Annotated in this window: 24 protein-coding genes, 1 tRNA gene and 1 riboswitch; of the genes, 20 read left to right on the top strand and 5 right to left on the bottom strand. The window is 39.3% G+C overall.

Features of this window, described 5'->3' with window-relative positions:
* Positions 1–127: 127 nt before the first annotated feature.
* Positions 128–1,168: a ribosome small subunit-dependent GTPase A gene (gene rsgA / locus H589_RS0115730; RefSeq protein ID WP_027722906.1), complete on the bottom strand. Its 1,041-nt coding sequence runs from the start codon at positions 1,166–1,168 to the stop codon at positions 128–130.
* A gap of 318 nt (positions 1,169–1,486) precedes the next feature.
* On the opposite strand from rsgA, the gene H589_RS0115725 reads away from it, so the two are divergent.
* A complete protein-coding gene (locus tag H589_RS0115725; RefSeq protein ID WP_027722905.1) occupies positions 1,487–1,930 on the top strand; it encodes an arsenate reductase ArsC in 444 nt (147 codons plus the stop codon).
* Between the two features lie 10 nt (positions 1,931–1,940).
* Here H589_RS0115725 and H589_RS0115720 read toward each other — a convergent pair whose 3' ends face one another.
* Entirely contained in the window at positions 1,941–2,417 is a 477-nt protein-coding gene (locus tag H589_RS0115720) for a GNAT family N-acetyltransferase (protein ID WP_027722904.1), read from the bottom strand.
* 75 nt (positions 2,418–2,492) lie between these two features.
* A tRNA-Pro gene (locus H589_RS0115715) sits at positions 2,493–2,569 on the bottom strand.
* A 198-nt stretch (positions 2,570–2,767) separates the two neighbouring features.
* Between H589_RS0115715 and H589_RS0115710 the strand changes: the two genes are divergently transcribed.
* On the top strand, positions 2,768–4,186 hold the full coding sequence (locus tag H589_RS0115710) for a dienelactone hydrolase family protein (protein ID WP_027722903.1): 1,419 nt from the start codon (positions 2,768–2,770) through the stop codon (positions 4,184–4,186).
* 76 nt (positions 4,187–4,262) lie between these two features.
* Here H589_RS0115710 and H589_RS20960 read toward each other — a convergent pair whose 3' ends face one another.
* Positions 4,263–4,436, bottom strand: coding sequence for a hypothetical protein (locus H589_RS20960; RefSeq protein ID WP_169433127.1), 174 nt, complete (start codon positions 4,434–4,436; stop codon positions 4,263–4,265).
* 538 nt (positions 4,437–4,974) lie between these two features.
* Here H589_RS20960 and H589_RS0115700 point away from each other — a divergent pair.
* From H589_RS0115700 to H589_RS0115655, 10 genes are all read left to right on the top strand, one after another.
* Positions 4,975–5,523 carry a hypothetical protein gene (locus H589_RS0115700; RefSeq protein WP_027722902.1) on the top strand — a complete coding sequence of 183 codons (549 nt, stop codon included), beginning with the start codon at positions 4,975–4,977 and terminating at the stop codon, positions 5,521–5,523.
* A gap of 129 nt (positions 5,524–5,652) precedes the next feature.
* Positions 5,653–5,806: riboswitch (FMN riboswitch) on the top strand.
* A 110-nt stretch (positions 5,807–5,916) separates the two neighbouring features.
* Positions 5,917–6,570 (top strand): 3,4-dihydroxy-2-butanone-4-phosphate synthase, encoded by a 654-nt coding sequence (gene ribB / locus H589_RS0115695; RefSeq protein ID WP_027722901.1) that lies wholly within the window; start codon positions 5,917–5,919, stop codon positions 6,568–6,570.
* Between the two features lie 301 nt (positions 6,571–6,871).
* Entirely contained in the window at positions 6,872–8,944 is a 2,073-nt protein-coding gene (locus H589_RS0115690) for a sensor histidine kinase (protein WP_027722900.1), read from the top strand.
* Complete coding sequence (locus H589_RS0115685; RefSeq protein WP_027722899.1) at positions 8,937–9,587, top strand: response regulator; 651 nt, start codon at positions 8,937–8,939, stop codon at positions 9,585–9,587. The genes H589_RS0115690 and H589_RS0115685 overlap by 8 nt, the downstream gene beginning before the upstream one ends.
* Before the next feature lie 236 nt (positions 9,588–9,823).
* On the top strand, positions 9,824–10,150 hold the full coding sequence (locus tag H589_RS0115680; protein WP_027722898.1) for a putative quinol monooxygenase: 327 nt from the start codon (positions 9,824–9,826) through the stop codon (positions 10,148–10,150).
* Positions 10,141–10,353: a tautomerase family protein gene (locus tag H589_RS0115675; protein ID WP_027722897.1), complete on the top strand. Its 213-nt coding sequence runs from the start codon at positions 10,141–10,143 to the stop codon at positions 10,351–10,353. Before H589_RS0115680 ends, H589_RS0115675 begins: the two co-directional genes overlap by 10 nt.
* A 37-nt stretch (positions 10,354–10,390) precedes the next feature.
* Positions 10,391–10,963 carry a flavin reductase family protein gene (locus H589_RS0115670; protein ID WP_027722896.1) on the top strand — a complete coding sequence of 191 codons (573 nt, stop codon included), beginning with the start codon at positions 10,391–10,393 and terminating at the stop codon, positions 10,961–10,963.
* Positions 10,964–11,028: 65 nt separating this feature from the next.
* The gene (locus H589_RS0115665; protein WP_027722895.1) at positions 11,029–11,856 is read left to right on the top strand and encodes a nitroreductase family protein; all 828 of its coding nucleotides are present in this window, start codon (positions 11,029–11,031) and stop codon (positions 11,854–11,856) included.
* A 202-nt stretch (positions 11,857–12,058) separates the two neighbouring features.
* A complete protein-coding gene (locus H589_RS0115660; protein WP_027722894.1) occupies positions 12,059–13,498 on the top strand; it encodes a lipase family protein in 1,440 nt (479 codons plus the stop codon).
* Positions 13,499–13,734: 236 nt separating this feature from the next.
* A complete protein-coding gene (locus H589_RS0115655; protein ID WP_027722893.1) occupies positions 13,735–14,145 on the top strand; it encodes a DUF5675 family protein in 411 nt (136 codons plus the stop codon).
* A gap of 68 nt (positions 14,146–14,213) precedes the next feature.
* Here the strand turns inward: H589_RS0115655 and H589_RS0115650 are convergent, their stop codons facing one another.
* Positions 14,214–15,266 (bottom strand): lipase family protein, encoded by a 1,053-nt coding sequence (locus tag H589_RS0115650; RefSeq protein WP_027722892.1) that lies wholly within the window; start codon positions 15,264–15,266, stop codon positions 14,214–14,216.
* 178 nt (positions 15,267–15,444) lie between these two features.
* Here H589_RS0115650 and H589_RS0115645 point away from each other — a divergent pair, with 178 nt between their 5' ends.
* The 8 genes from H589_RS0115645 to H589_RS0115610 all read left to right on the top strand — a co-directional run bounded on the left by H589_RS0115645 (position 15,445) and on the right by H589_RS0115610 (position 25,062).
* Positions 15,445–16,185, top strand: a complete 741-nt coding sequence (locus tag H589_RS0115645) for a hypothetical protein (RefSeq protein WP_051249776.1) — start codon at positions 15,445–15,447, stop codon at positions 16,183–16,185.
* Positions 16,186–16,499: 314 nt separating this feature from the next.
* The gene (locus H589_RS0115640) at positions 16,500–17,744 is read left to right on the top strand and encodes a response regulator (RefSeq protein ID WP_027722890.1); all 1,245 of its coding nucleotides are present in this window, start codon (positions 16,500–16,502) and stop codon (positions 17,742–17,744) included.
* A gap of 8 nt (positions 17,745–17,752) precedes the next feature.
* A complete protein-coding gene (locus tag H589_RS0115635) occupies positions 17,753–18,892 on the top strand; it encodes an HD domain-containing phosphohydrolase (RefSeq protein WP_027722889.1) in 1,140 nt (379 codons plus the stop codon).
* A 7-nt stretch (positions 18,893–18,899) separates the two neighbouring features.
* Positions 18,900–19,910 (top strand): HD domain-containing phosphohydrolase, encoded by a 1,011-nt coding sequence (locus tag H589_RS19965; RefSeq protein ID WP_156891755.1) that lies wholly within the window; start codon positions 18,900–18,902, stop codon positions 19,908–19,910.
* 67 nt (positions 19,911–19,977) lie between these two features.
* Complete coding sequence (locus tag H589_RS19960) at positions 19,978–21,936, top strand: ATP-binding protein (protein ID WP_035076200.1); 1,959 nt, start codon at positions 19,978–19,980, stop codon at positions 21,934–21,936.
* Positions 21,937–22,103: 167 nt separating this feature from the next.
* Positions 22,104–23,132 (top strand): ABC transporter substrate-binding protein, encoded by a 1,029-nt coding sequence (locus H589_RS0115620; protein WP_027722888.1) that lies wholly within the window; start codon positions 22,104–22,106, stop codon positions 23,130–23,132.
* Positions 23,133–23,135: 3 nt separating this feature from the next.
* A complete protein-coding gene (locus H589_RS20530) occupies positions 23,136–24,632 on the top strand; it encodes a sensor histidine kinase (RefSeq protein WP_051249774.1) in 1,497 nt (498 codons plus the stop codon).
* Positions 24,622–25,062 carry a response regulator gene (locus H589_RS0115610; protein WP_027722887.1) on the top strand — a complete coding sequence of 147 codons (441 nt, stop codon included), beginning with the start codon at positions 24,622–24,624 and terminating at the stop codon, positions 25,060–25,062. Before H589_RS20530 ends, H589_RS0115610 begins: the two co-directional genes overlap by 11 nt.
* Positions 25,063–25,067: the final 5 nt, after the last annotated feature.

Below are 25,067 nucleotides of genomic sequence, written 5' to 3'. Positions count from 1 at the left end.
TAGTATTTCCATCAAAAAGGAGAACCTCTTCTATTTCAAGAGGAAATGTCAGATCAAGTCGGAACTAATACAGATGATTCTTAAATAATTTAAAAGGCCGCCCAGCTGGACGGCCTTTTAATTAAAACTATTTCTTCCATTTACGGGAGTATTTATTTTTTTTCCCTGATTTCCGTTTTTGTTTTTCCGCAATATTATCGGTATTTTTTTCTGCTTCTTCTTTTAGTTTCAAGTAATTATCCAGTCGTCTTTGATCAAGTGTACCTTGCTCAAGTGCATCTCGTACAGCACATCCCGGTTCCTGTTGGTGGCTGCAATCTGAAAACCTGCACATGTCTTCAGCTTCGACAATTTCGGCAAAAGCTCTATTTATTCCCGCCTGACAGTCGTGCAGTTGTAATTCTCTGATTCCAGGAACATCGATCAGTAAAGCCCCTGACGGCATAACGTGTAAGGATCTTGTTGTGGTTGTATGTCGTCCCTTTTCATCTGATTCACGGATTGAGCCGGTCTTTTCTTTTGTAGTGCCGTTAATCGTATTTAGAAGAGTTGTCTTGCCGACACCTGAAGACCCTAAAAGAACAACTGTTTCACCTTTTTCGAACCATTTGTGCAGCTTTTGCACGCTTTCATGGTCCTTGCCGTTGATAGTAATTGTTTCGATATCTTCAAAAAGTTTTTTTGCTTTCTTGCGATATTTTTGGGCTTCTTCGGTCAGATCTTCTTTTGTAAGGACCAGAACAAAATTTACCCCAGCCTCAAGGGCAAGGCATATATATCTTTCAATACGATTTAAATTAAATTCTGAATTGCAGGATGAAACAATAAAAAGAGTATCGATATTGGCGGCAATGGGTTGGAGTTTTACTTCTTGTCCCGGCGCCATTCGTTGCAGCAGGCTTGTACGTTCAAGAAGTCTTTCCGGAACGATAGAGTTTTTATCAAGTAGCAGCCAGTCTCCGACTGTAGGTTGTTGATTGAGGCTGCCAATCCCTTTTTCAGCAATTTTTAATAGATGCTCTGAGTCACCTGTTGAAACTACTACGTGACCTTTGTGAGTCATGGTGACTCTGGCCGGGAGAAAAATTTCTTCTTCTTTCGTACTCAGCTGATCTTTAAAAGTCTTTTTCCAGCCGAGTTCTTCCAGTGAATATTGTTTGTTACTCAATTAATCCTCAGTAAAAATAATGAGCTATTATGAAGGTTATCTTATCTTTTAACTATACTGTACAAATAGTTAACAGGCAAGGAAGTTTTTATGTCTCTGTGCAAACAGATATTTTATTACCAATTTATTTACCTGTAATACTGAAGAAAATTTTGAGCTTAACAGACAGCAAAGTCACAATCCTGTTACTTTTGATTTCGTATACTTGACCGAAAGTGTTTACTTTCATAGTCATCTATTAGTTGTAAAAATATGTAAGCATGATAATTTGTGCGGTTTTGAATTTTTTAATTAATAAGAGTGTTAGCGCAGGTTGGAATGGATAAAAAATTAAAAATATTGTTTTTGTGCACTGGTAATTCATGTCGTAGTCAAATGGCTGAAGGGTGGACAAAATTTCTTAAAAACGATCTCATTACGGTTTATTCAGCAGGAATTGAAACTCATGGGCTGAATCCTAGTGCTGTCAAAGTTATGGCTGAAGCCGGAGTTGATATCTCCGCGCATTCTTCTACTCATATTGATGACTTTAAAGACATCCCTATAGATATTGTCGTAACGGTCTGTGACCATGCCCATGAGACATGTCCTTTTTTCCCGGGTGGCAGTAAGGTTGTTCATGTCGGATTTGATGATCCTCCGAAAATGGCTGCGGCATTAGCTGCAAAAGGAGTATCCGAGGAAGAACAATTGGACTGTTTTCGTGCTGTGCGTGATGAAATTAAAGCTTTTGTGGAAAGATTGCCTGAAGTTTTATTTTAGCCAGTAATAATTATTTGCAAGAAGTCAGTATCTTTTCCATTTTGAAATTTTTAAGCATTATTCCAGCCCTGAGTACATATTGTTCCTTGCTGATAGTAAAGTCATGTGCTTCAAAAAAAGGCAGTGCTGTAATGCTTGACTCTGTATAAATTGTTTTCATCCCGAGCATAAAGGCTTCTTTTTCAATTCTCTTGAGCAGGGCAGAACCAATTCCCTGTCGAATGTATTCATTATGGCAGTATAAACAATCCAAATGTCCATTTGACTCAAATTCTCCAAAACCGAGTATTATACTATTTTTCTCAGCAATAAATGTTGTTTGAGCCTGTATCCTTTTTTGATACCATTTTTCTGATTCTGGATAATCCGGTGACCATGCTTGAATTTGTTCAGGTGAATAGTGTTCGCAATTAATTTGATGAATTGTTTCATGAAAAATATGAACAATCTGATTTACATCTTTGTGCTCTGCTTTTCTTATTATCATCTGCTAAAAAATATTCGATTTATAGAAAAATAAAAGGCCACTGATTGCTCAGTGGCCTTTTGGGGTTCCTTCTTGTGGTCGGGATGAAAGGATTTGAACCTTCGACCCCTTGAACCCCATTCAAGTGCGCTCCCAGGCTGCGCTACATCCCGACTCAAGTGAGAGGTTTCTATGTGTATTACACAAATCTGTCAACTTAAAAATGGATTTATTTTATCTATATCCATTGAGTAATGATTCAGTCGGTCTTTTTTTAAAACTATATCATCTTGTAATAAAATAAAAAAATACTCTTTATTGAAAAATTATCCATTCAGGAATAGTATGAATGATATTATTCAGGAGGAGTTTTGAAATATCTGGCTGCCATAATTTCTCTTGTTATGCACGCAGTTATCGTGATCATAATTTTAAATATGCCACTATCTAGATTGGATAGCGGTGGATATTGCCTTGATATAGATATTATAGATGAGAGTATTCTTTCAAAGAAAAAGATTACTCCTGAAAAGCCTGCGTTAAAGCCTTTCACACCAAAAAAGCATCTACCTAAAAAGAATAGTGATGATGTTCAAATCAGCAAAAAGATTAGTTCTAAGATAAATCCAATCAAACATGCAGCTGAAAGTAAAAACAGCATTTCGCAATCTAAAAAGAATTCAGCAGTAATATCTCAAATTAAACCTGAAAAAAATCATTCTATAAAAGCAAGGCCGAGCACAGCTGGCCGCAGTCTGCCTATTGGTAGGTCTGTGTCAGATAAAGCCATTGTTTTGCGGCAGGGTAAGGAAGTCACAATTGGTAATTCCACTATTGCCTTGAAACGTGGTTCAGAAAGCCGTTCAATGGACAGCATTGCGGCTTATGGATTTGGTGAAGATGATTTCAGAGGACATTATGAAACTGCAAAAGGGCGGCAGGTTGTCATCATTGATGCGCGACAGGAGCATGGTCGGCTTATATTGCATGATAGAAAAACCGGGCTTATACGTAAACTCAAGAAGGCTGGATATGGCGATTTTATATATACTTATGGCCCATCGTTTAATGAGGATGAACCTGTCGCAGGTTCAATTGTGTTTCTTCCCGGTGATGAACATTGGATACATCGGTTCATGTGGTTACCAGAGAGTGAATGTGCTGAATATCCGGTGAAAGGTCGCGTTGATGTTGCTGATAAGAATGCTGGTTCCACTGATAATCTTTTTATTCCCTCTAAAGATGGTAGATATCCTGCTGTAATAATGGCTATGGTCGGTGCTAGAATTCCCTGTGACCAGTTTGCAGAAGTTGCTCGTCATTTAAGCGGAAAAGGAGTGGTCGTTCTTGTTGTAGATAGCCTTACTGAGTCTGCCGTTAAAAAAGCCTATAAGCGTCTTTCCGGTTTGGCTAAGGTTGATTCGTTGCATATAGGGCTTTGGATTCGTGGTTACCAACAAAAAAGAATACCCCGCATACCTAAGCATGCAGGGTCTTTTGGATTTGTCATTTTGACAATAGACAGCCCGGCAGGGAGTCTTTATCCGGAAAGGGTTGCGTCTGTAATTCCTGATAAAGTCCCGACATTTATCGGATTCAGAAATATCAATGTTGACTGGAAGGTAATGGTACCTGTAATGCTAACCGGATTCCAGTCTGTCCCTCACCAGTTGAAAATACTGGATGAAACCTCTCCTGCGTCAGATGAGACGGGGACAGACCTTAAATGGGTAGATGCGTTATCCGGCGATTTTGTCAGCAGTATATCCGCCTGGCTTGATTCTCAGTAAGTCAGACGCAGATTGATTAGTTGCGGTGTAACTGCTGTGTTTTGGATTGAGTCAGTGACTCTTGAATTAAGTCTTGTTAGACTTGGGCGTCTTCTTCTTTTGAGTCAGAAGAATTATTCTTTTCTTGTTCATCTAGAGATTTGACCATGGCAGCAATATTTTTGCTGATTGAACGATATTTGTGAGGATCGTTTTTTTCCATTTTGGTCAATGCTTCAGAGTTTTCTCCGATAGTAATGCTTTTATTCATAAAAACCTCCTGTACGGTTTTGCCGTGGCTACTTTCGTTTTGAGATTTTCCAGCCCGAATCAACAAAACTATAATACACAATTTTTGAGCGTTGTCTACAACTCATTTATGAGAAAAAAAGCACAAACTTACATTCATGTTGCACTTAAACTGAAAATACCGCCATCATAGATGCATACTAGTTGTTTCATGAAATATAATATATTTTTATTGTATCTTTTTATATTTGTGCATTGAAAAATCATCAGAATAAAATAATAAGATATACAATCTTGTGATTGTTTATTTGTAAAATACGTATATAAAATGAATTTTGTTCAAACTACTACTGGTAGTAGGTCTTTTATACATTATTTTTTCTAAACGTCTTTTATCCTGTGTAATTTATTGTTTTCTGTAGAAAAGTTCTGGATTTTGTCGTATGGCTTGATTCAGGTGAAAATCGTAGTTTAACCGTGAATTCCTGATTGTGGACTTTATCTTTTTTGGGTATCAGTCAATTTTCCAATCTTACACAAGCTCAACACTGGAGGAAGAAATGAGTAATCCTAAAGAGTTCATTTTATATAGTGGCGGCGCTTCCGGCACTGAAAGCGAGTTCGGAGTGAATGCTGAGAAGTACGGCCTTCAGGAAGTCAACTACAGCTTTGAGGGACACCAGAATGCGCGTAAACGCGGTCTTCGTGTGCTGACTGAGAAGGAACTTGAAAGTAAAGACGTGAGTCTTACCTATGTTTCGAAGCTCATGAATCGCAGTTTCACTCGCGCGCCTATTTTTCGTAAGGTTTTGCAGTCCATCTGCTGGCAGATAAACAGCGGACATGAAATCTTCATCATTGGTAATATACTTGAAGACGGTACTGTAAAGGGTGGTACCGGGTGGGGGGCTGAATTTGCAAAAATATGCAATAAACCTCTGTATGTATTTTCACAGGATAACGATTGCTGGTTTTGTTGGGAAAAAGATGCATGGAATAAGTGCGAAGATCCTAAAATTACTCACAGACATTTTACTGCTACCGGAACACGCTTCCTCGAAGACTCAGGAAGAAAGGCCATTGAAAAGCTTTTTGCTGACAGCTTCTAAGTAATATCCAGTAAGTTAAAATATAGGAAAGTCCCTGTTTCAATTGAAACAGGGACTTTTTTTGGATATTGTGCAAAACTTCACTAAATACTCTTGACTTAGGGGTCTATTTTTCAGTAGAAAAAACTTGTTTATTCTCAGGGCGGGGTGAAATTCCCCACCGGCGGTGATTCTTCAGCATGAAGACAGCCCGCGAGCGCCTTTTTCAATTGGTGAGAAAGGGTCAGCAGATTCGGTGTGATTCCGGAGCCGACGGTTAAAGTCCGGAATGAAGAGAGTAAGGCAGTACATTCCCGCTAAAGACATCCTGTCTAAAAGCGAGGCTGTTTTATTATGAGCAGCTGTCTATTCTATCGCCCTGATTCTGGTATCTAATTTATATGGAGAACTACCATGAATCAGAATTTATTATCACAGTTTGGTAATCCCGTTGAAAGGGTTGAGAAAGGACTTCAGGCTTTAAAAGAAGGTCGTGGAGTGCTGGTCACTGACAATGAGAATCGCGAGAATGAAGGCGATCTCATCTTTTCTGCTGAAAAACTCACTGACAAACAGATGGCAATGCTGATCCGCGAATGTAGCGGTATCGTTTGCTTATGCCTCACTGAAGAGAAAGTAGAACAACTCGGGCTGCCTATGATGGTTGAGGATAATTCCAGCCGGTATCAGACAAGTTTTACTGTAACAATTGAAGCTGCTGAAGGCGTTACAACCGGAGTTTCGGCTGCTGATCGCGTTACAACTGTTAAAGCAGCGATTCAAGATGATGCTAAACCATCAGATCTTCATAGACCCGGCCATGTTTTCCCTCTCCGTGCAAGACCCGGAGGCGTTTTGGAAAGAGAAGGTCATACTGAAGCAACAGTTGATATGATGACACTTGCAGGACTTAATCCTTGCGGAGTGCTCTGTGAAGTTACCAATCCTGACGGGACAATGGCCCGACTGCCGGAAATCATCGAATTAGGTAAAAAACACGATATGCCTGTGTTAACCGTAGATGATATAATTAACTACAGAATTCAGTTTGCACAGAAAGCATCTTAGTGTATACTTCAGTCAAATAGCTTTTCCGAGTAGACCTTTTAACCTCTGATTCAAACCGGCAAATTTGAATCAACACCGACATTATAAAACAGACCTGCTGGATTTCAGCAGGTCTGTTTTTTTATTTGCGCAAGGCTTAGAGAGTGTGTTGCCAAGGATCTTCTGTGGTGTGTTATCTTGCCAAAACTCATATATTTATATGATAGAGCTATTTTTTAACTATGCTAATATGAAATTAAGAATTGAGTTTTACACTGATCTATGCGGATTAATCTGCATGAATAGTCGGGATATATTATTAATGAAGAATGAAAAATTAAAAAAGATAGGACAATCCTTTTCACAAGATATGGATGAGTTCGCAAGAGTCTATGCCAAGCTTTTAGTTGAGCATCAGCCGCGCTGGTATGCTGCTTTAGCTTCTGAAGATGTTTTGAATATTGCTAAGTGCTCTGCAGAAGTTTATTTAGATTGCTTTAATCAGGGCAGTTACAGTCCTTTTGCCGATTATCTTTCTGAGTGTGCCCATATTAAGCTTGATCGCGGATTAGGTATTCGTGATGTCGTTGAAGGTATATTACTTGGAAAGTCTGTGATTATAAGTCTTTTCCGTAAATATTGTGCGAGTACGGAAGAATACATTATATTTCTGGAAGAATTGGAAAGTTTTTTTCTTTCATTTCTGGCTATGACCACGGACCGCTATTCAGCAATGCTGCTTTCACGGCTTAATACCGAGCATGTACGTAACAAGTTACTTCTTGAGGCTTCACGAACTGTTACCAGCGCTCTTGATCCCGATGAGGTGCTTGAAAAACTTGCCGAAGTTCTTGCCGGAACAGTAGATGATGGCTGCTGTACTATTTTTCTTGTTAATTCTGAAACTGGTGGCTTAGCCCCAAGTGCCGGATTTGGTTATGCTTCAGATGAATGTCAGAGTGCATTACGTGGTCTTCGTCTGTGTCCATCAGGTAATGTTCTGACTGGAGTTAATGGTGAAAGTTACGGCTTTTGCGCCGTTAATAGAGCCAGTTCGTCTTTTGCTGATATTCTGCCTGAGGCAGTGCGATCCGGTAGTGTTTCGCTGTTTCCAATCAGTAATGGTGATAAAACAGTCGGAGTTGCCTTTGTTTCCTCTGGCAGAAAAGGATTTACTTTTGATGATGCAACAACAGAACTTATTGATGGAATTCTAAACGCTGTTGCTGTGGCAATTGAAAGTGCTTCCACGGCTAGACAAACCAGATGTCAATTAAAGGAAAGTGAGAGTCTTCGGCGTGTTGCAAATATTCTGCTGCAAAGTCCAGAAGGTAAAAACGGTGAAGTTCTGACTCTTATTGCGGATGAAGCCCGTGAAATTGTAAGCGGAGAGGGCAGCTCGATTCTAATTTCAGAAGGAGATAACCTGCACTGTGTATATGGCGCAGGTAATTCTCAGCCCCCAAAAGAATTTTTTGAAATAAGTTCATCATACTATGGGGACGTTTTTCAGCATGGTGAAACTAAAATTGTTCGTGATGCCCAGAGTGAGATATCTGCAGGAGAATGCAGCAATACAGTCCGTACTCTCATAGCCGTTCCTTTGCGTGAAGGCGATAAAAAATTAGGACTGTTACTGGTTTATAATAAGCCTGGTGGTTTTGATCATCTTGATAAACGTATCATGGAAATGTTTGCCGCACAGGCAGTGCTTGCTATACGTAACAGTCGTTTGTTTGAGCAGAGTGAAAAGCTTGTTGTACAGGACGAGCGGCGTAGACTTGCCCGTGAACTTCATGATTCGGTTACTCAGGCTTTGTATGCAATAACTTTCTGTTCCGATGCTGCGGTACGTTCACTTGAGTCCGGTAAAGAATCTATAGCTGTCGAACAGCTTAAAGCTCTGCAAGGCATGGCGCAGCAGGCTATGCGGGATATGCGTTCGCTCATTTTTGATCTTCATCCTCCCGAACTGGAAAGCGAGGGATTAGTCGGTGCATTGCAGGCAAGGCTTAATTCCGTTGAGGTCAGGTCCGGGGTAAGTGCCGAGCTGCTGGTGGATGGGGATGAAAGAAGGCTGCCTTTACGCGTAGAAGAAGAAGTTTTTCGAATCGCTATTGAAGCTCTTAATAATTCCACTAAGCATTCAAAGGCCGGAGCTGTAATTGTAAAGGTAGTTTTTGCCGCCGGTCATACCTGTATTCAGATTATTGATGACGGGCATGGGTTTGATCATGCAACTCTGCCAACAGGCGGAATGGGGCTTCGCGGAATCCGTGAAAGAGCCGCACGTATCAACGCGGAACTTGAGATAAGCAGTACTGTTAATAAGGGCACAATTGTCAAGGTTGATGTATATGATGATCCTGCGCAGCAGGGAGGAAATAATGAGTGATACAATTAGGGTTCTGCTGGTCGATGACCATGATATCGTGCGAATTGGTGTACGCAGTTTTCTTAGCAGTTTTGATGATATTGATGTCGTAGGAGAAGCCGCCAACGGTCAGGAAGCTGTTGAATTTACAGCACAGTTTTCCCCAGATATAATTTTGATGGATATGCTTATGCCTGTTATGGACGGGATTCAGGCGATTCGTGAAATTCGTGACCGTAAACTTGGCGGGCGGGTGATAGCCCTGACCAGTTTTGCAACTGATGATAAACTTTTTCCTGCGATTAAGTCTGGTGCAATGGGGTATCTGCTCAAAGATTCAACCCCGGATGAACTTCTTGAAGCTATTCGCCGTGTGCATCGCGGTGAACCTTCACTTGCTCCTGATATCGCCCGTAAAGTGCTTTCAGAACTTTCTCATCCCTCTGAAAATGCAGAACCGACACCTGATCCTCTCACTCCGCGTGAAGTTGAGACATTGCAGCTGGTAGCTAAAGGTAAAAGTAATAAGGCAATAGCAGCAGAATTATTTGTCAGTGAAGCAACAATACGAACACATATGACAAGTATTTTATCTAAATTGCATTTAGCAAACAGGGTTGAAGCAACTTTATACGCTTTGCGCGAGGGAATAGCATCTTTATAGTCCTGTTGGTGATTAATATTTAAAGGGAAAGACAGTTGAGGTCTTTCCTTTTTTTTGTGTATACGATAAATGTTGTATTTTTTTCATATTAAAAAATGATAAGTTCTCTGCATATATTCAAACTTATTGCTGATGTAACTTATATGTTTTTAGAGTTATAAACTCATAAATTGGTGGTTGAGGCTGACGACAGCTAAATATTGAGGGAATATTCGGAAAGGCATAAAGGCTAAAAAATGCAGTGCAGGGATCTATATGTAATAAGTGTACACTTTAAGGCCAGAACAGGCTTTGAAAATGTATTAAGGGATGTTCTCAGGCAGACTGTACGGGATTGTGATGGTCAGGAAGGGGTGATTCTTTATAGCCTGCATCAGGATAAGGAGAATCCTTTAATTTTTATGATGTACGGTCATTTTACTTCTGAAGCATCATTTCGTCTTCATATTGATAGCGCCGTGATGCGGAAAGCACAGGATGCAGTCGCCGCAATGCTTGAAGAGAAACCGGAGTTTACATATTGGTCTGTGCTTGAAAAATCAGGAGAAGATAAATGCCGGTAATTACTTATGCGTCTGGTAAAATGGATGAGAAAACGAAATTAGAAATGATTAATAAACTTTCAGCAACGGCGAGTGCAATAAGTGGTATTCCGATTCAGTCATTTACCGTAATCTTGCAAGAGTACGAAGATACGAATATAGGTATCGGTGGTGAATATATTGGTAAAATTAAAGCCCGCCATATTGCAGACGCTATTAAATAATCATTTAAATATTATTAATTTTTAAAAGGAATTTACAATGAAAAAATCAATTAATCCCGGAACTATTGCTTTTCCAACTCCTACATGGTGTGTGGGAAGTTATGACGTAGATGGTAAGCCAAATGTTATGACCATAGCCTGGGGCGGAATTTGTTGTTCAACGCCTCCCTGCCTTACAGTTTCTTTACGCAAGGCAACTTACACTTATGGATCAATTATGGAACGTGGTGCTTACACTGTGTCTGTTCCTTCTGCAAAATATGTTGAAGAGGCCGACTATTTTGGAATGGCCAGTGGCAAGGATACTGATAAATTTGCTGTGTCCGGTTTAACTCCCACTCGTTCTGATGTTGTGGACGCTCCATATGTTGAAGAGTTCCCACTTGTTTTTGAGTGCAAAGTTATTCACACACTTGAAATAGGTCTTCATACCCAATTTGTGGGTGAGATTGTTGGAATCAAGGCTGATGAAGGAATTCTTAATGAAAAGGGAATGCCTTTGGTCGGTAAGGGTGATCCCCTAGTTTATGTCCCATCCGAGCGAAATTATCATGGCGTTGGTGAATTTGTAGCAAACGGATTTAAAGCAGGAAAACACTTTCTCGGCTAGTCATGGTTTTTAGTATATAATAAGTCTGTTTCTGCTCTAAAACTAAAATATTACGGGTAGTTGATATGATTAATTTTAATGTGAATGAAGATCTTTGTGTACAATGCGGTCTATGCACTAAGTGTTGTCCATTTGCTGCAATCGAATTGGATGAATATCCAAGAATGGCAGATGAAAATAAATGCATCAAATGTCAGCAATGCCTGACCGTCTGTCCTACCGCTGCAATATCAATTTTGGGCAAATCTCCTGAAGATTCCACTGCGCTTAAGGGTAACTTTCCTGAGCCGGAAAAGATGGCGACTTTAATTAAAGGCCGCCGTTCAGTCCGTAACTATAAAAATGAAAATGTTGATGACGAAGATATCAAAACTCTTTTAGATGTATGCTGGCATGCTCCGACTGGTGTAAATTCACAAGATGTATTCATAACACTTATGGACGATCTGGAGTCTACAAAAGCATTCGGTGAAGAAGTGTACAGGCTTATTGGCGAGTCTGTAAAAAGTGGACAGTTTGATGATAATTTCAAAATGGATTATCTGAAGCTGGCGTATACTGTACGTGAAGAAAACGGCCTAGATATTATATTTAGGGGAGCGCCTCATTTTGTTGTGGCCAGCGCTCCTGCTGATTCTCCATGTCCCGTTGTCGATACTCACATTTTCTTGTCTTATTTTGAGCTGATGGCTCAGTCTATGAAGCTGGGTACATTATGGAATGGAATTCTTAAATGGGCAATTGACGGTGTTTATCCGGAATTGCGCAGCAAGCTTGGTATCCCTGAAAATCATTTGGTAGGTCATGTCATGCTGCTTGGTAAACCGGCTGTAAAGTATCAGCGCACAGTTGAACGTGGTCGTGCTAATGTTAACCGTGTTGTCTGGAAATAATCAATAATATCATAAATGTTGTTTAAAAAACTCCTGTCCAATACTTATGGGCAGGAGTTTTTTTATGTAAAGATATTATACTTATGTATATCAGGTTACGTACTAGTCAGATAAAAAATTATATTCATTGTTGTATTGATATTTATAGTATACAAAATAAATGATTATTAAAATCATTTATTTTAAACCTGTTGGGGGAACTATGAATCTTTTATTTGTACATGGCTGGAGTGTTACGGATCAGGAGACATACGGAGATCTTCCAGAGGCTGTGGTTACCGCCGCAACTGCTGATGGTCTTGATATTAATGTTCAGCATATTTTTCTGGGCAAATATATAAGTTTCCATGATGAGGTTACTCTTGATGATATTGCGCGTGCTTTTGATGTAGCGCGTAAAGATGCGATGAAGAAAGTAAGTGCTGATGAAAATGCTCCTTTCGCCTGCATAACTCACTCAACCGGAGGTCCGGTGATAAGACTGTGGGCGCATCTTTTCTATGGATTAAAAAATAAAATGAGTGAAACACCTCTCAAGCATCTGGTCATGCTCGCTCCTGCAAATCACGGTTCAGCTTTGGCTCAGCTGGGTAAGAGCAAGCTTGGCCGCCTTAAAGCCATATTCAGTGGTGTAGAGCCGGGTACTGGCGTTTTAAACTGGCTCGAACTAGGTAGTGCTCAGCAGTGGGATTTGAATACTGCATGGTTAAATTATAATTTTGCTGCGAATGGCTTATATTCATTTGTTTTATCTGGGCAGACTATTGATGAGAAAATTTATGATTTTGTGAATTCATATCTGGTGGAAAAGGGCTCAGATGGAGTTGTGCGCTTAGCCGGTGCAAATATGAATTACGGTTATGTGCGTTTGCGGCAGAATGTTAATAATATTATAGGTGATACTGGCAGAAGTTTTTTTCATGAGGCTAAAAGTATTACGAAGCTTGAAGTTGTAGGGGGAAGTTTTGTAAATTCTCCAAAGACTCCTTTTTGTGTCGTCAAAGATGCCAGTCATTCTGGTGAAACTATAGGAATTATGCGTAGTGTAACTGAATCAAATTATGCTGATAAACCTGTTGTTGGAAATATATTAAAGTGCCTTAAAGTTACAGATCTTACTGCGTATGATACTGTGGATGATAATTTTAAGGCAATATCGAAACAGGTTCAGGATGCTGATACAAAGGTAAAGGATCAGTATTCCATGCTTGTTTTTCGCGTTACTGACGATCGCGGAAATCCAGTAAATGATTTTGATATGCTGTTACTTGCTGGGGATGATTTCAACCCGGATGGTTTGCCAAAAGGTTTTCATGAAGACCATCAGAAAAATATTATTAGTCCAAATATATTAACCTATTATGTTAATTATTCCGAGCTGAAAAGAGTTCCTGACGGTAAAATAGGAATAAGAATTGCGGCCAGACCGGACGAAGGTTTTTCTCATTATAGTATTGCAGAGTTCCGTTCCACAGGTTTTGCATTTGATGACATATTGAAGCCGAATCAAACCTTGCTGGTTGATGTAGAACTAACCAGACATGTGGATGAAAATACTTTTGGTCTTACTCCACTTGCTGATGGAAAGCACAATTTCAAGAAAGAGAAAACATCAGGTAAGGACGTTCCTCCTACGGACTAGATAATATACTGATTTGTCGGACTATAGTTTATGAGGTTCTGTCTATGTCTATTCGTATTCATCTATTCTGACTCGTTACTAATTATTATCCCTCTTCAGCAATAAAACTGTGAGAGGGATTTTTGTCTCAGAAATCTTTTTTCAGGACATAGTCAACCCTCTTCAGGTCTATTTTTAATTCTACAATGATCAAAATTGGAGATTAAATTCTATCCATAAATTAAAAAGGAGTTTTTATGAAAATTGTAGAGATTAAACGAATTGAACAGACAGAAAACGTAACAATAGGTTCTTTGCTGGTTGATGGAGAAATTGTCTGCTGGGTTCTGGAAGAGCCATGGCGGGAAAATGAGTCTGATATTTCATGTATTCCAGCAGGTGAATATCCTTTGGAACTTGAATATTCTCCAAGTAAGAGTCGGGAGTTATGGACTATTAAAAATGTACCTGGGCGTTCTTATGTTCGTATTCATATTGGTAACACTGTTGATGATACTGAAGGCTGTCCTTTGACTGGTTCTAAGATTGGATGGTTACATGGTAAAAGGGCTGTGCTGGACAGTCGGGTCGCATTTGATAAGTTCATGGAGATAATGGAAGGCGCCGGTGGCTCCAAAATCTATGTAAGCTCAATAGATTATAATTAATTTTATTTCCAGTTTTATGTTGATAAAAAATCCTCCCGTTTCATGATTTTGAAAGGGGAGGATTTTATTTAGATTCTTGTTTTAGCATATTGGGCAAGTTTTTCACAATATCCAGCCATCTTATGGTCTGCAGCAGCAGCTTTACCCAATGTCATGATCATACGGGGTAAAATCCGGTTTACAACGCCGAATACATTTGGGCTGTGCAGAACTTTTAACCCGCTTTTAGTGCCTGACTTCGTAGATGAAATGTCAGTTAGCATCACTAAGTGGCCGTAATGCGTGTATCCTTCGATGTGTTTTCTCAGGAATTCAGATAGTCTTTTTGTTCCATTTATTGGAATATATCTGATACCGGATAAAAATATTGAAAATCCTGCTCCGAATGGAAGTCTGGCAACGCCGTCAGCACTGTTGACCACTCTGTATACCGGCGTTTTAATACCCTCATAGAAAGCGTCATCTGCAACTCTTGGAGCTCCGAAAGTGTAAGTTGCGCCTATACTGTCTCCTGCCAGATATTTAGTTGCAATCATTGCCAAGGCCCCGCCCAGTGAATGGCCCGTTATATATATGGGTTTATCTCCTGCTTTTTCAATTTCCTGAATCAGGTCATCTTCTACTTTCTGGTACGCGGCTAGAAAACCGCTATGTATTTTCCCTCCTCCGGGGGCAGGTATAAGTTGAGCTGAGATATCGGTTTTTATGTCTTTTATGGAGTCAGTTTCTGTTCCCCTGAAAACTATGACGAACATTCCCGGAAAATTGCAGGATATGTCCGCAGGGATGTCAACAACCATTACTTCAGTACCAAGTACAGCATGCGAATTTATTAATTTGTAATTAACAGAGTCCAAAATTTTCTCAGTGATGCTTTCCTGTGGTGAATTGGCCTGTTTTGCAAGGTCGTTTATATGAGTTAAGGTTTCATTTCTGGGTTTGTTTTTTTTGATGCATGTAAAAATTATATCAAGGAGATTTTCTAGCTCTTGTTCATTAGGCAACCTTTCATAAACAAGCCTTGATAGTTCTGCCATCATCCATGCTGTGCGATCTGAATAAGCAGCACGTTTTATAGGGGGAGCCTTGATCAGGCTTTGGTGTGTGAAATATGATTCCATTATTAGTCCTCCGGTTTTTTTTGCCGCCATTGTTGTAATTATAAAACAAATAACATCACTAAAAGAAAGGAGCAACCTTGAGTCCAATTTAATTGGCAGCCTGATTGAACTGTTTATGCAAACGCATATAATACTTTTCTGAAATTGACTTATTTCCTGCGTAAGGTATTTATAAATAATGAGTACTAAAATAAATATTTTGCGGACAGCCAATTATCTTCTGATTGCAATCATAACTTTTCTTGTTTTGCAGTCATGCATTGTTGTCATTCATGAATTTACCCACAGAACAACAGCGTGGTTACTGGGGGAAGTTAAAAGTCCTGTAGATATTGTATGGGGTAATCCTATAACTATGACGGGATGGGATGAAGGGGTAGAATATACTAAGATCTTTTCGCAGGGGCGTGGATTTAATGGCGCTGTTATTGGAATTGCTCCAATCATTATGCATACTTTTTTGCTTGTCTGTGCCATTTGGCTTATGTGCGGGGACTGGCTGTTTAAAAGAAAATGGATCTTTCACGCTGCCTACTGGCTTTCCATTACTAATTTTATGGAACTTATTGCGTATGTGTATATGCGGGCTTTTTCCGGTCATGGTGATCTGGGTAATTTTGATGTCGGCATGAATATTTCACCATGGTGGATTTTTATTATCGGTTCGGTTTGTCTTACCCTAGGCCTTTGGTTCTTCTTCAGCCGTTGTCTGCCTCGACTGCAATTTTTATTTGCACCGGATAACATTTACCTGAAGTGGTCAATTCTGATTTTAAGTACATTTCTACTGTTTCTATGGGGAAGCGGTATCAGAGTTATGGCTTATGTCAGCGGACCGCAATGGACGTTCGGATTGATCGGAATACCGGCAGTACTTCTTTGTGTCTGGCTATTTCGACCTTCACGTTATCAACTTTGATGGTGTATATAGATTAGTTCTAACTATCAGAGATTTCCTTATTTAATTCTTTATAATATTTTTTATCTTTCGGTAAATCTGCATATGATATATGATCAAACGTAGCTTTTAAATTTTAAAATTTAGAAGCTATGTTCTTACTTAATCACTATAAAATATGAATTGTAAGTTTTGTGTGGATTTGAACTAGTAATAGGTAATGAATTTATTGACTGGAAGTTTCGCTGAGTAATGGCGTTTGATTATATAGATGATTATCGAAAATAGCGTACAGTTTTTCAAGCTAAGAATTTATAAGTATAATGAGGAAGATAATGAAGCGTAAGATACGAGTTTTATTCGTAGACGACGAACCTAATGTTTTAGCTGCAATCAGGCGCATGCTTAGGAGTAAGCGTACAGAATGGGATATGTTTTTTGAAGAGTCCGGGGAGAAGGCTTTTGAGTTATTAGGTAAAAAGGAATTTGATGTAGTCGTGTCTGATATTCTTATGCCTGGCATGGATGGAGCTGAACTGCTAAATAGAATTAAAAATTGTTATCCATCGACAATACGCATTGCGTTGTCGGGACAGGTTGGACTTGATGAAGTTGTGCGTAGTATTAAAGCTGTTCATCAGTATATTTCCAAACCCTGTGAAGCCGGAAAATTAATAGAGAGGATTGAGGGAGCACTTGAGTCCCGTTGTATTTTGACTGATCAGAATATGCAGTTGCTGGTGACTGAGATAAATGCTCTGCCGGTACTTCCTGATGTATTCAGAGCAATAGAGGATGAACTCAATGTTCCAGAACCGTCCATTAAAAAGATCTCAGAGTTAATATGTAAGGATATCGGTTTGGTTGCTAAAATTCTTAAGCTGATAAATTCACCATATTTTGGTCTTTCTTCACATATATCATCAATATTTCAAGCTATTAACATGCTTGGTCTGGATACTATCAAGACGTTGATACTGGGGTCACATATTTTTTCAATGTATAATAATACATCACTACCTGATTTTTCTTTGCAGATGCTGTGGGATCACAGTTTCCGGGTTTCAAATATAAGTAGAATTATTGCTGAATATGAAAATGTTGAAAGAGAAAAAGTCAGTGATGTACGAATGGCAGGATTACTTCATGATGTTGGAAAATTGATTTTAGTCAGTAATTTTCCAGATAAGTATGAGAATGTTTTGCATATAGTGTCCGCAGATCAAAAGACCATTTATGAGGGAGAGTTGGCCGTTTTTGGAACAACACATGCCCAGCTTGGAGCATATCTCATGGGGTTATGGGGTATGCCTGTAGATGTTGTACACGGCATAGGAGAGCATCATAGTCATGATCAGTATGATTTTAGTGTACCCATGTTTGTCTCCGTTGCTAATATGATTGAGCATCAATGCATCATTTTTAATAAAAGTTACAGGCGGCAGTTTAATCCTAAACTGTTGAACTCTGCCGGAAATAAAAAGCTTGAAGAATGGATATATCATATTGCTGATAACTGGGAAGGTGTTGAAAATTTCAATGCCCTGAGTCTTGATATGATTGAAAATTTATCTCGTTAGGAGTTTTGATGAAGCCGAGAATCTTACTTGTCGATGATGAACCTAATGTTCTTTCTTCATTGAAAAGGCAATTGCGAAAGTATTACGATATTCATACTGAGACTGGCCCTGCATCAGCACTTAGCTGTATTGATCCTAAGAAGCCTTTCTCGGTGGTTATTTCGGATTACAAAATGCCCGGTATGAATGGAATTGAATTTTTAACTGCAGTTAAAAGCAGAAGTCCTGAAACGGTCCGAATGATTCTTACAGGGTATGCTGATCTGACTAATGCAATAAGTGCTGTAAATGATGGTCATGTTTTTCGTTTCTTGACTAAGCCGTGCGATAAAGATGCTTTGTTAAATAACATTAAGGATGCTGTTTATCAGTATGATCTTGTTACCGGAAAGAGAGTCCTGCTTGAGCAGACACTTAAGAAGAGCGTAGAGCTTCTTACCGAGATTACGTCATTAGTAACACCTGAGGCTGGGGAGAGAATTAACAGAGTCAGGCGGTATGTGCGCTATTTAGCCACTAAAAAAGGTGCTAAGGATTTATGGAAATATGACATTGCAACAATGCTGTCACAGTTGGGAACGTTGATACTTCCATCTGGAATTTTGGATTCATTGTTAGAAGGTGATGTTTTGACTCCTGAGCAGATAGAAATTTTTGAGATGCATCCTGTAGTAGCTAAAAGTCTGGTTTCTAAGTTGCCAAGGCTTGGAAGCATTGCAGAAATAATTTCTTATCAGTTGAAAGGGTTCGATGGTTCCGGAACACCGCGTGATGGGATTAGTGGAGAAGATATACCTCTTGGCGGAAGGATTTTGCGTTTGGCTCTCGATTACGACATGTGGCTGAATATTGTAGGTAATCCAAGGAGTGCATTTGCTAAGCTGGAAGAACAGGTTGAAGTGTATGATCCTGAATTACTTTATTATATAGAGGGGATGCTGGGAGTCGAGGCCCGGTATGAAATAAAAGATTTGAATATCAAGGAGCTTTATCCGGGCATGATTCTTTATAAAGACGTTACTTCAAATGAGGGAGCTCTTCTTTTACGTAAAAGTCTTGAACTTGATAAGGATAAAATTGACCGTATTGTCTTATTCGTGGAGAAGGTCGGTGTAGCTGAACCAATTTGCGTACTTGTGCCAGGTTAAGGTTGAAATGGAAAACAATTACTCAAACGATTTAATCCTTTTTGTTGATGATGAACCCAATGTGCTAAGTAGTTATCGGCGGATTCTGCATTCAAAATTTAAGATTTTAACAGCTCTGGGTGGTAAAGCAGCACTTGATGTTCTTGGAAGTGAGCCTCATGTTAAGGTTATCATCTCTGACATTAAAATGCCGGAGATGAACGGGATAGAGTTGTTATCGAAGGTTCGTGAACTTTATCCTGATACAGTCAGGATGGTGCTTACCGGTTATGCTGATTTGGAAATCGCCATGGATGCAGTAAATCAAGGTGACATTTTTAGATTTCTGACCAAACCCTGTTCGCCTGATAATTTAACTGCAGCCGTTACTTCCGGAATAAAGCAGTACCAAATGGTACAGGATTCACGTGAATTAGTCGGTCTTTTACGTATTAAGGAAGGTTTGCAGGGGACTTTGAAAGCCTTTACCCGTCTGGTAGAAATCAGAGATCCCTATACTGCAGGCCATATGGACCGTACAGCAGATATTTCTGTAACGATTGCTTCAAAGATTGGATTTGATGAAAATGTTATTGAAGGCTTGCGTCTGGCTGCCCTTGTACACGATATTGGGAAGATCGCTGTGCCATCAGGGATTCTTAATAAGCCCGGAAAACTCAGTGAAGCTGAATTTTCAATAATAAAGACGCATCCGTTAGTCGGGGCAGAAATTTTTAAAACAATGGAAACACAGTGGCCGATCAGGCGTATCATATTAGAGCATCATGAAAGGATAGACGGTTCCGGTTATCCATATGGTTTGAAGGGGGATGAACTGTTGCATGAATCAAAAATAATAGCTGTGGCAGATTATATTGACGCTGTTTTAACTGACAGACCTTACCGCAGGTCACTTGGTATAGATAAAATTTTGAATATTCTTGATAAAGAAAAAGGAGTAAGTCTTGATGCCCAATGTGCCGAGGTTGGAATTAAACTGATTCATGAGGGGCAAATCTCTGAACATTATATCAAATAAACTATATTTTTTAAGTCGAGTATTTTAATAGAACAATTTTATCTACGAGAAGTATAGGATGGTTCGCATGGCAAAAATTACTGCTCAGGATGAAATCCTTTTTGAAAAAAAGCCTGATAATTTGAAATATAAGTTTTTATTTGGGACAGTACTTATCGTCTGGACTCTTTTTGCCGTGTTGATTTTATTCTGGAGTCTTGAACTGGTGAATCAAAGAATGATCAATTCTGCTTTGATAAATCTCCGATCCAGTGTTGAGCAGGATATTATTTATCGAAGGTGGAATGCTATGCATGGCGGAGTGTATGGCGAAATAAGTGACCAACTTAAACCCAATAAGTACCTTCATATTAAAAATAGAGATGTTGAGACGTTATCAGGGCTCAAGCTTACAAAAATAAATCCTTCCTACATGAACCGTCAGGTTCACGAAATGGGCTCCTACACTTCTGGTATTATCGCTCATCTTACAAGTCTCAATCCAATACGTCCTGCAAACAAACCAGATTCATGGGAAGCTGATACTTTGAAGAAAATGGAATCAAAATCTGTCGAGATTAATTCAATTGAAGATATAAAAGGTGTTCCATATCTGAGACTAATGGTTCCATTGTTAACAGAGAAAGCCTGTCTTAAATGCCATGCAGAGCAAGGGTATAAAGTCGGTGATTTGCGTGGAGGTATCAGTGCTTCACTTCCTCTTGAACCTTTGTATGTGCATGGCAGGAAAGATTGTATTTTTCAGGAAGCTGTTTTGTTTTTGGGTTGGCTATTGGGTTGTTTGATAATTTGGGGAATGGGCAAACTTAAATCAGCGGAATTATCGAGTAGAGCCAGTCAGAGAAGGTATCAGGCACTTGTGGAAACGATGACTGAAGGAACTGTGATCATGAATTGTGAAGGTGAAATTATTTTTTGCAGCAAGCCAATGGGAACTCTGCTCGGCTATACTGCTCAGGAGATTACAGGGAAGCATTTTAAAAAATTAATTTCAGACAAGAATGCGGACAGTTTCACCAGTATACTACGTGAAAAGAAATTTAAAGAGATGAGGTCGTTTGAATTAGAACTTATCAAGAAAAATTATGGAAAGATAAATGTGCTTTTTTCTCCTAGAATGCTGCATGACGATAAAGGAAATTGCATAGGACTTATAGCTGTTATAGCCGATGTAACAAGGATTAAAGATATGGAGAAAGAAGTTTTTCGTCAGCAGCGTCTTAGTTCTTTGGGGTTGCTTGCCGGAGGCGTTGCTCATGAAATTAATACACCTGCGCAGTACATAAAGGCTAATATGTCATTTTTCCAGACAGTTATTGATGAGGTCAAAGACGTTGAAGAGGCGTTATCCCCTTTAATTTCTAAGATTAAGGCAGATGGGGGCTATACTGATGAAGTGACAAAGTTGGAATCTGCTCTTGAGGGATTAGAGTCAGGTTTGTTGCTTAAAGAGGCCGATCAAGCTCTTAACGAAAATATGCAGGGGATACAGCGTATTACTGATATTATAAATTCAGTTCGAAGGCTTGCCGGTACAGCTGAGGTGATGCCTGAGGCCGTTGATATCAATAATCTGATGAATGAAGCGATAAAAAAAACTAAAGTCTACTGGGAACCTGTTGCGGATTTAAATCTCAATTTTGCTGCGGACCTTCCTGAAATAAAATGCATTTCACAGGAAATATTGGATGTGTTCGTTTCGCTTATCACTAATTCGGTTGATGCTATTGCTGATCAGCAGAAGGCATCCGGTGATATTTCCAAGGGGCTGATATCCGTAGAAACGTATAAAGATGATGAGAAGCTTCAGATAGTGTTTCATGATACAGGTGCTGGAATTCCAGAGGACAGTTTGAAGAAAATATTCGAGCCGTTCTATTCAACAAAAGATCCAGGAAAGGGCGTAGGGCAAGGGCTTGCTATCACTCACCGGATTATAGACGATCATAATGGAACTATAACAGTGAAGAGTTCTGTTGGAATAGGTACAGACGTTATTATTAGTTTGCCTTTAAATGATATTTGAAAAGAATTTTTTGCTAGTTGCTGATATATTTAATAGACTTTTTCTTTTCTCTTAAGTGTTAAATAATGATATCATGATTCTTACCATAAATGTTTTGGGGAGAATGAACAGGGTGTCCGGTTTAGCAGGGGGAACTCCACAGGGTACATTTGTTTAGGAGTAAAACTATGTATTTTGAAAGGCTACTAATCAAGTTTACTCGGCTGTCATTAATTTTCTTAGTGTGTGTTCTTTTTGCCACACTTTTGCCAGGGTGTGAGCAGCGTTTTCAATCTAAATCTCGGTCTCTTCACAACTCTACTCTGCGTCTTGGTGTGGCCCTGCAGGCAACAGGAGCACTGATTTTTATTGCTCTGGATCAAGGCTTTTTCAATAAAGAGGGGCTTGATTTATCTATGACAACGTATCCTACCGGAAAACGTGCGTTACAAGACGGACTTCTGGCTGGTGAAGTCGATATTATTAATTCTGCAGAAGTTCCAATCGCTTTCAGTTCTTTTGAACACCATGATCTGGGCGTTCTATCTTCCATCAGCACTTCTGATTCTGTACAGAAAGTAATTGCGAGACGGGATGCTGGTATCAGCGAAGTTCGTGATCTTAATGGAAAGCGTATCGGTACACAAAAATCTTCAGCAGTCCATTTTTATTGGCATTTATTCCATTTGCTGAACAATATTAAACAGTTTGAGATGGTATATATGCGCGCTGAAGAACTGACACCTAGTCTTATACAGGGTAAGATTGATGCTTTTTCTATGCGGGAGCCATATGTTGGAAATGCGAAGGAGTTGCTTGGAGATAATGCAATAGTTTTTTCTGAGCGAGGAATTTATATGAGTTCTGAACTAGTAATAACGACAAGAGCATTTGCAGCTAAACATCCTAGTATTATTGAAAAATTTTTGAAGGCTATGCTTAGAGCAGAGCAATTTTATTTTGATAATCCTGAGCTGTCATTTTCGATTGTAGCTAATGCTCTTAAGGTAGATCCTGCCGAGCTTACAGAAACCTGGAAACGTATTAAACCTCAGGTAAGGCTTGATCATGCGGTCCAGATTAATCTGGAGGAGATCTCAACATGGGCAATTGAAGGCGGGTTTGTAAAAGATCAGCAGAAACATGATATTGAGGATATACTTGCACCGTCCTTTTTAGATAAAATTGATCCTGAACGTATCGGGTTGTTGAGGTAATTTATGAAGATTTCTTCCTCAATCCGTATTCTGAATACTGCTTTAGCAGTTGTTCTGCTGATTGCTGCAGGTTTTGTATGGGAAAGTGTACAAGAGCATCATTTGTATTCCCGGCTTGCTCAATACGGTAACGAAATAGAGATCAACTGTACTGAAATTTCCACTTTGTTTACAGAACTGGTAAGTTTGAAGAGGGAAAGAGCATTTGAGCAGATTGAAAAGCGTTTTGATACTACATTAATCTTTTGTGAAAAGGCCCGGCTCCTTAATACTCCTATCGGAGATAGATATCTTGATGATATTATTTCTAAATTATCAATATCCAGAAAGATACTAGATAATATAATCAAAGTAAGAAAAGAGCAGACAGGTGATAGTAAAATAGAAACATTTGAAAATATAAGTGTTCAATTTTTCATTAACAGTCTCATGTTATTAAGAAGCCTGCATAGCGCGAAAAATATGTGGGCAGATGCAATGACGGCATCCTTTGAGAAGCTTTTACTTTTATTGATAGGTTTTGCTGTATTATTGATTACAGTTCTCTGCACCATGGCATATTACCTTCAGCGGGCTGTTATTAAGCCTGTCTCGCTGCTTTACGAAGCTACAAATGCTATTGCAAGTGGAGATATCACTTACCGTGTTCCTGATTTCTCAGCGAAAAATGAATTGTTCGCATTACGGGAAAGTTTCAACTTAATGACTGAAAATATTGAAATTAATCAGAGTAAACTGAAAGTTGAAATAGCTGAGAAAGAAAAGACGCAAGAAGCATTGTTGTCTGAGTCATACAAGCTGAAAAGTTCAAATGAGCAATTGGAACAGTTTGCTTATGTTGCATCACATGATTTGCAGGAGCCGCTTAGAATTATTGTAAGTTATATGCAGTTACTCTCCAGAAGATACGGGGATAAATTTGATGAAGACGGTAAACGTTTTATGGATGGTGCTGTGAACGGAGCCGAGCGTATGCGTTCTTTGATAAGGGCTCTTTTGCAATACTCCAGGTTGAATACACAGGCTAATCCGTTTGAAGATATCAGTGGTGATGATGTTTTAGAGAGTGCGCTGGAAAACCTTGAGCACATGATAGAGGAAAGAGACGCCGTTATTGTTCAAAATGGTTTGCCCGAATTACATGGCGATTACATTCAGTTGACCCAGTTGTTTCAGAATCTGATTTCGAATGGCATTAAGTTTCAACGGGAAGGAGAGCAGCCTCGCATATCTGTTTCTGCTCTTAAGAAAGAGAATCAATGGGTGTTTTCAGTGCAGGATAACGGGATAGGAATTGAGAAGGAATATGGAGAGAAAGTGTTTAAATTATTCCAGCGCCTGCATTCTAGAGGAAGTTATGAAGGAACAGGAATTGGACTTTCGATCTGCCAGCGTATTGTAGAACGGCACGGTGGCAGAATCTGGTTTGATAGTATTCCTGATCAGGGGACAATATTTTATTTTACGCTTAATACCGGTGAGGTAAATAATGGTAAGTAAGGTTCGCCCTATTCAGATTTTAATGGTGGAAGACAATCCTGATGATATAATCCTTGCAAAAGAAGCTCTAAAAGACGGAAAGGTTCATTGTAAGCTGTATGTAGTAGAAGACGGTGTCGGAGCAATGGAATTTTTACTTAAGCAAGGGGCTTATTCGGATGCAATTCGTCCGGATATCATACTTCTTGATCTTAATCTGCCACGTAAGGATGGTCGTGAGGTTCTTAAAGAAATTAAGGCCGATGAAAATTTGAGAAGTATACCTATCGTTGTACTTACAACATCTGATGCTCCAGAGGACATTGACCGGGCATATAAGGACTTCGTTAACTGCTACATCACCAAGCCTGTAGATTTTGATCAATTTATAAAGGTTGTTCAAGCCATTGAAAGCTTCTGGTTCACAGTGGTGAAGCTTCCGCACGATTGAGGTTA

The organism is Maridesulfovibrio zosterae DSM 11974 (genome assembly GCF_000425265.1).
GTDB classification, from domain to species: domain Bacteria; phylum Desulfobacterota; class Desulfovibrionia; order Desulfovibrionales; family Desulfovibrionaceae; genus Maridesulfovibrio; species Maridesulfovibrio zosterae.
The sequence above is the reverse complement of the archived record's forward strand: the minus strand, read 5'-3'. Positions and strand labels throughout refer to the sequence as shown.